Source organism: Providencia sp. PROV122, from assembly GCF_028482365.1.
Classification (GTDB): Bacteria; Pseudomonadota; Gammaproteobacteria; order Enterobacterales; family Enterobacteriaceae; genus Providencia; species Providencia stuartii.
Window position 1 is genome coordinate 21,951 of sequence record NZ_JAMPQI010000037.1, and the last position, 6,000, is coordinate 27,950.

Genomic DNA, 6,000 nt, shown 5'->3' on the forward strand with positions numbered 1-6,000 from the left:
AGTATGATTATCGGTATGTTACCCCAAAAGTAGGGTTCGATTGATAGCATCTGATTTAGTATTCTTTTTTACTCTTGAAAGTTATTAAAAATAGCAATATTTTTTGAAAAAATTTTAAAAGTGGCAATAAATTAGTGAGTTGTACGGAAAGCAAATCGATCGAATTGATTGGTTGAGTTGGCTATTCCATCAACCAAAAGGCCGTTTAAAGCTTATGGCGTGAGTAATGCAGGGAACAAACACACTATTTTTCAGACTCAATAATAGGTGAACTTGGTATTTTATTAAGGGGGAAGTTTGCCAAAATATAAAAAATAATGAATAACGTATCCCAAACTTTATTAAGTGACATAAGATATTTTTATTGATTTCATTTGACTTAAATCTATTTTAACTTAAGTAAGATGTTACTTTAATTTAATAAAATAAACTTAAATCTTAACAAGCTATAATAAAATTTCCTTGTTAATGTTTTTATTAAATTGTTATAAAATTCAGTGTGTTGCTTTTATTTTTGCGGGTTTTGGATTTCAATAAATAATGTGATGAGCGTCATGTTGTTGTCGATAAATTATTCAATATTGTGATGCGTGTATAATATAATGACAACAGAGATTAAAATAACCAAATAGTTGTTATATATCTAAGCTCGACGGTAGTACTAATCCCTTAATTGAGGAGGCATAGTATGTTATCATTACATAAGCTAGTAATATCGAGGAGTTTCTTCTATATGAAGAAATGGTTCAATATTGATATTCCTTTAGCCTTCTTTTTTCCTCATCGATAATTCCAACGTTTTCTCTTAATTAATCGTTATCTTATTACTCATAATAAGTACGAATTTCTGTTTTTATTATTTAATGAAAATTAAAGGTATTATCATGGCTAAAAGAATCGTAGAACCGTTCCGTATTAAAATGGTAGAAAATATTCGTATTCCATCTAGGGAAGAGCGAGAAGCTGCATTAAAAGAAGCTGGCTACAATCCATTCTTATTACCGAGTAGTGCTGTATATATTGATTTATTAACCGATTCCGGTACTAACGCAATGAGTGATCAGCAGTGGGCCGCGATGATCACAGGGGATGAAGCGTATGCAGGGTCTCGTAACTATTATGATTTAAAAAATAAAGTTAAAGAGATGTTTGGCTACGATTACACTATTCCTGCTCACCAAGGGCGTGGTGCAGAAAATATGTTGTTCCCCGTATTATTGAAAGCTAAACAACAGGAGGGAGGAGCTAAGAATCCAGTCTTTATTTCTAATTTCCATTTTGATACAACAGCCGCACATGTTGAATTAAATGGGTGTAAAGCGATTAATATTGTCACCGAAAAGGCTTACGATTCGGAAACATATGATGACTGGAAAGGTAATTTTGATATTCAGAAGTTAAAAGATAATATTGCTAAATATGGGGCTGAAAACGTTGTCGCGATTGTTTCTACCGTCACTTGTAATAGTGCTGGTGGTCAGCCCGTTTCTATGGCGAATTTAAAAGAAGTCTATGAAATCGCTAAGCAGCATAATATCTTTGTTGTCATGGATTCCGCTCGTTTTTGTGAAAATGCCTATTTTATTAAAGAGCGTGATCCAAAATATAAAGATGCCACAATCAAAGAAGTTATTTTTGACATGTACAAATATGCCGATGCATTAACCATGTCTGCGAAGAAAGACCCGCTATTAAATATTGGTGGCTTAGTTGCTATTAAAGATGATGAAAATATTTTCACCTTAGCAAGGCAACGCTGTGTTCCAATGGAGGGGTTTGTCACTTATGGCGGTTTAGCCGGACGCGATATAGCGGCGATGGTACAAGGGCTTGAAGAAGGAACTAGGGAGGATTATCTACATTATCGTATTGGTCAAGTGAGATACTTAGGTGATCGCTTACGTGAAGGGGGGATCCCTATTCAGTACCCTACAGGGGGACATGCGGTATTTGTTGATTGTAAAAAGTTAGTTCCACAAATACCGAGCGAGCAATTTCCAGCCCAAGCAGTGATTAATGCACTTTATCTTGAGTCCGGTGTTCGTGCTGTTGAAATTGGTTCATTTTTACTTGGTCGTGACCCTGAAACAGGGAAACAGAAACATGCTGATATGGAGTTCATGCGACTCACTATAGCAAGGCGTGTTTATACCAACGACCATATGGACTATATCGCAGATGCCTTGATTGGCCTTAAAGATAGATTTGCAACGTTAAAAGGGCTGGATTTTGAATATGAACCACCCGTATTAAGGCATTTTACCGCTAGATTAAAACCTATTAAATAATAGTCAATACTTCAGGTTCCCGTGCAATGCGGGAACTTTACCCTTATTTTTAAGGTGAATAACCATGAATAATTCGTCAGAGAAGAAGGAACCCTCCATATTGGTAGGGGGCTTTGTGCTCGGTGGCGCTATGATAGGGGCGGGCATGTTTAGCTTACCCACAATTATGGCAGGAGCATGGTTTATAAATTCAGTCATTGTTCTATTCGTTGTTTGTTTCTTTATGTTTCATTCAGGGATATATATTCTCGAATGTATTTCTAAATATGGAGCAGGAACAAATTACTTTTTTATATCAAAAGAACTATTATCTAAATGTGCCTGTTATATTGCAAATGCAGCATTGATTTTTGTCCTCTATATTTTAATCTATGCGTATATATCTGCTGCTGGATCTGTAATTAAAGAATCAGCCTCCATTTATGGCTTCGATATTAATTTAAGAATTATATTTATTATTTTTACGTTAATATTAGGTGCAACTATTTGGTGGAGTGGTATTGGAGCTAGCCGTTTAACATCAATATTCTTATTGATAAAAATAGTATTATTTGTCTTAGCTTTCTCAGGTCTTTTCTTTGTAGTAAAAACGGATTTACTTTTAAAACTTCCAACAGGAGATACACAAACCTCTCTTTTACCGTTTGTCTTTATTATCATTCCTTATGCAATCACTTCTTTTGGCTACCATGGTAATGTGTGTAGTTTATATAAGCTGTACCATGAAAATGAAAGAAAAGTGGTAAAAAGCTGTGTCATCGGTTGTATTCTTGCCCTTGTTCTCTATTTCCTATGGGTATTAGGAACGATGGGAAATTTACCTAGAACAGAGTTTTTAACCATCATCAATAAAGGTGGCAATCTTGATGCTTTTATTGAGTCACTTTACGCAGTTCTGAATAGCAAGCATATTGCGACATTTTTATTGTGGTTTTCAATCAGCGCCGTATTTTGCTCATTCTTAGGGGTAGCAATCGGTTTATTTGACTACATCTTAGCATCGTTGAATTTCCAAGATAACAGCTCTGGACGTATGAAATCTGCACTACTTTGCTTCTTACCTCCATTAATACTCTGCATGTTATTCCCTAATGGTTTTTTAGTTGCAATTGCCTATGCCGGTATGGCGGCCTGTATTTGGGCGATTATTTGTCCTGCGGTGATGGCACTTAAAGCTAGAGAGCGTTTTCCTGAATCAACGTTTAAAGTATGGGGAGGGAAGGGGTTAATATATGCAGTCATTGTGTTTGGGGTTGTAGGGATTATTTGCCAGCTACTTGCTCAGTTTAATTTGCTACCAATATATCGTTAATTGTTTAATCTCCTTTTATGCTAACTGTCAAAGGCACAGCAATTTTGCTGTGCCTTTTTACTATGGCTTTAACCATAATAAAAACTGGAGTGGTCAACAAAAATTGGTCACCGTTTTAGAGTTTTCCCAATACAACCGTTCTGATTCATTGGGTGTTAAGCCACCGTTATATTGATGGGGTCTAAGCTGACTATAATACCCGATGATATATCGTGTTATTTCTTGCTGTGCTTCTATGGAATTACGGTAGCCTAAAATGGGTACCCATTCTGTCTTTAAACTTCGAAAAAATCGCTCCATCGGCGCATTATCCCAGCAATTACCTCGCCGAGATAAACTTTGCTTTATCTGATAACGCCATAATAATTGGCGATATTGGCGGCTTGTATAATGACTTCCTTGATCTGAATGAAACAGGATATTCCTTGGCTTACCTCTTGATTCAAAAGCCATTGATAATGCTTTTCCTGTTAGCTGGCTATCCGGTGAAAATGACATCGCCCAACCAATGGGCTTTCGAGCAAATAAATCCATTACAACAGCAAGATATATCCAGCGGTTACCTGACCAAATATAGGTCACATCACCCACCCAAACTTGGTTTGGCTCCGTGACCGCAAATTGACGTCTGAGATGATTCGGTATTTCAACGTGCTCTTGAGTCGTTTTTTATATCGATGCTTCGATGTTTGACAACTCACCAAGCCAAGTAATTTCATTAACTTAGTTGCACGATAGCGCGTTAAAGGAACCTGTTTTGTATTCGATACAATGTCAGCAATAGTACGAGCACTAGCAGAACCGTGACTACTTTCATGGGCTTCTCGAACAAGAGCCCGAAGCTGTGTTTGTTCCACTGACGGTATCTTTGAGCGATGACGCCAATATTGATAGCTACTGCGATGAACACTGAACACGTTACACAGTTGTTTAATACTAAAGCGCCGACTGAGTTTCTCGATCAGCGAGAATTGTTCAGAGAGTCCGACATCACCAGCGCTGTAGCCTTTTTTAAGATCTCATTATGCTCTTCAAGTCGTGCAATTTTCTTTTTCAATTCACGGATTTCGACTTGTTCTGGCGTCATGGGTGACGCTTTCGGTGAAATCCCTTTGCGTTCTAGCTTGAGTTGCCGAACCCATTTGTCCATGGTTGATTTACCGACGCCCATGGCGTTGGCGGCCTTGACTACGGAGTAGCTTTGGTCAAGCACCAGTTGAGTGGCTTCAAGTTTAAATTCAGCACTGAAAAGTCGTCTTATACGTTTCGCCATAATTATCACCTATCTGTTTATGAAGTGATGATATCACCTCTGACTTGGTGACCAAATTAACTATGCCACTACACCTGCATGGTACAGTGCGTTACAGTTCGAATTAGACCCTGTTATAGATAAAGGAGCCTTAGTTGAATATCCTGACAACGGTGTATATTGGCTAAACCAAGAATCCCCCACATTCGAAGCTGATTATACTGCATTAGTACAAAGGATGAATTACTTAGCGAAAGAGCACTCGAAGCACTATAATGCGAGCTCACGGAGCATAGGGTATAGCCAGAAATGATTATGAGTAGAGTTAGTTGTTTGTAAATGCCACTAATCTATTTGCTCTTGCAATTACCGTTTAACTAGGGGGATTTAGTCCCTACTAACAATACAGAGCATTAGTTAACTACCCAGAAAATTGTCGGTACTGCTTAAATCGAGATGCCTAATCCTTTACAGATTATAACGTGGTAATAGAGCGATTGAATTACTTACCTAAAGACTACTCTAAACACTACAGTTCCTATTATCGTACGATAGGCCATAGCCAGTACTAGGACCGACTTAGACAGGTAGCACATACTACCTGCCTTTTAAAACAACGTAACCTATTATTATATCAACAGCATTGAAGACAGTCTTAACGAATCCAGAGAAATTTAGAGCACATTTCAGTAGATAAGTATTTTATACTACTAATTAAAAGTGATATTTAAAATTTGAAACGACAGAAAAAAGTGGTTGTTTTTTTATTATTGGATCATGGATTCGGATATCTCGATCAGTTTGTTATATTGGGGCTTTGTATCCCCATTATATATAATGGTCCCATCCGGATAGCTCATTGATGTATTACCATTTTGGTCTCTCCTTCCTTGCCAATGAGTTAAAAAATTTTTTTTATATAAAATAGTTAGATTAATTTTTTTACTGTTATAAATTTTGTATGTAATGACATCATATTTTCCTATCAGCCAAAAATTTTTTACGTGCTCACCCAAAAAACGTTCGCTAATCAAAGGAAATAATATTAACTGCTCATTTATATCTCCTGATTTTTTTTCATAGCCGCCATCAAAAGTCGCTGGTGCATTGTTATCAAGCACAAAAGTGGCTTCCGTACCAAAGTTTTG

The 6,000-nt window shown here is 37.0% G+C and carries 3 protein-coding genes and 2 pseudogenes; 3 read left to right on the forward strand and 2 right to left on the reverse strand.

Annotated features, from left to right (window positions below; genetic code table 11):
* Positions 1–884 precede the first annotated feature (884 nt).
* Positions 885–2,288, forward strand: a complete 1,404-nt coding sequence (locus PSE69_RS18350; RefSeq protein ID WP_014657544.1) for a tryptophanase — start codon at positions 885–887, stop codon at positions 2,286–2,288.
* 64 nt (positions 2,289–2,352) lie between these two features.
* Complete coding sequence (locus PSE69_RS18355) at positions 2,353–3,600, forward strand: aromatic amino acid transporter (RefSeq protein ID WP_272675309.1); 1,248 nt, start codon at positions 2,353–2,355, stop codon at positions 3,598–3,600.
* 93 nt (positions 3,601–3,693) lie between these two features.
* Here the strand turns inward: PSE69_RS18355 and PSE69_RS18360 are convergent.
* Positions 3,694–4,873: pseudogene (locus PSE69_RS18360) on the reverse strand (IS3 family transposase).
* 55 nt (positions 4,874–4,928) lie between these two features.
* Between PSE69_RS18360 and PSE69_RS18365 the strand changes: the two are divergent.
* Complete coding sequence (locus tag PSE69_RS18365; protein ID WP_121874589.1) at positions 4,929–5,165, forward strand: YagK/YfjJ domain-containing protein; 237 nt, start codon at positions 4,929–4,931, stop codon at positions 5,163–5,165.
* Between the two features lie 454 nt (positions 5,166–5,619).
* Here the strand turns inward: PSE69_RS18365 and PSE69_RS18370 are convergent.
* A pseudogene (locus tag PSE69_RS18370) lies at positions 5,620–6,000 on the reverse strand (hypothetical protein); the annotation flags it as partial.

Bases quoted from the DNA above. Each gene is read 5' to 3' on its own strand.
- PSE69_RS18350 (WP_014657544.1), top strand. From the start codon at position 885: ATGGCTAAAAGAATCGTAGAACCGTTCCGTATTAAAATGGTAGAAAAT.
- PSE69_RS18355 (WP_272675309.1), top strand. From the start codon at position 2,353: ATGAATAATTCGTCAGAGAAGAAGGAACCCTCCATATTGGTAGGGGGC.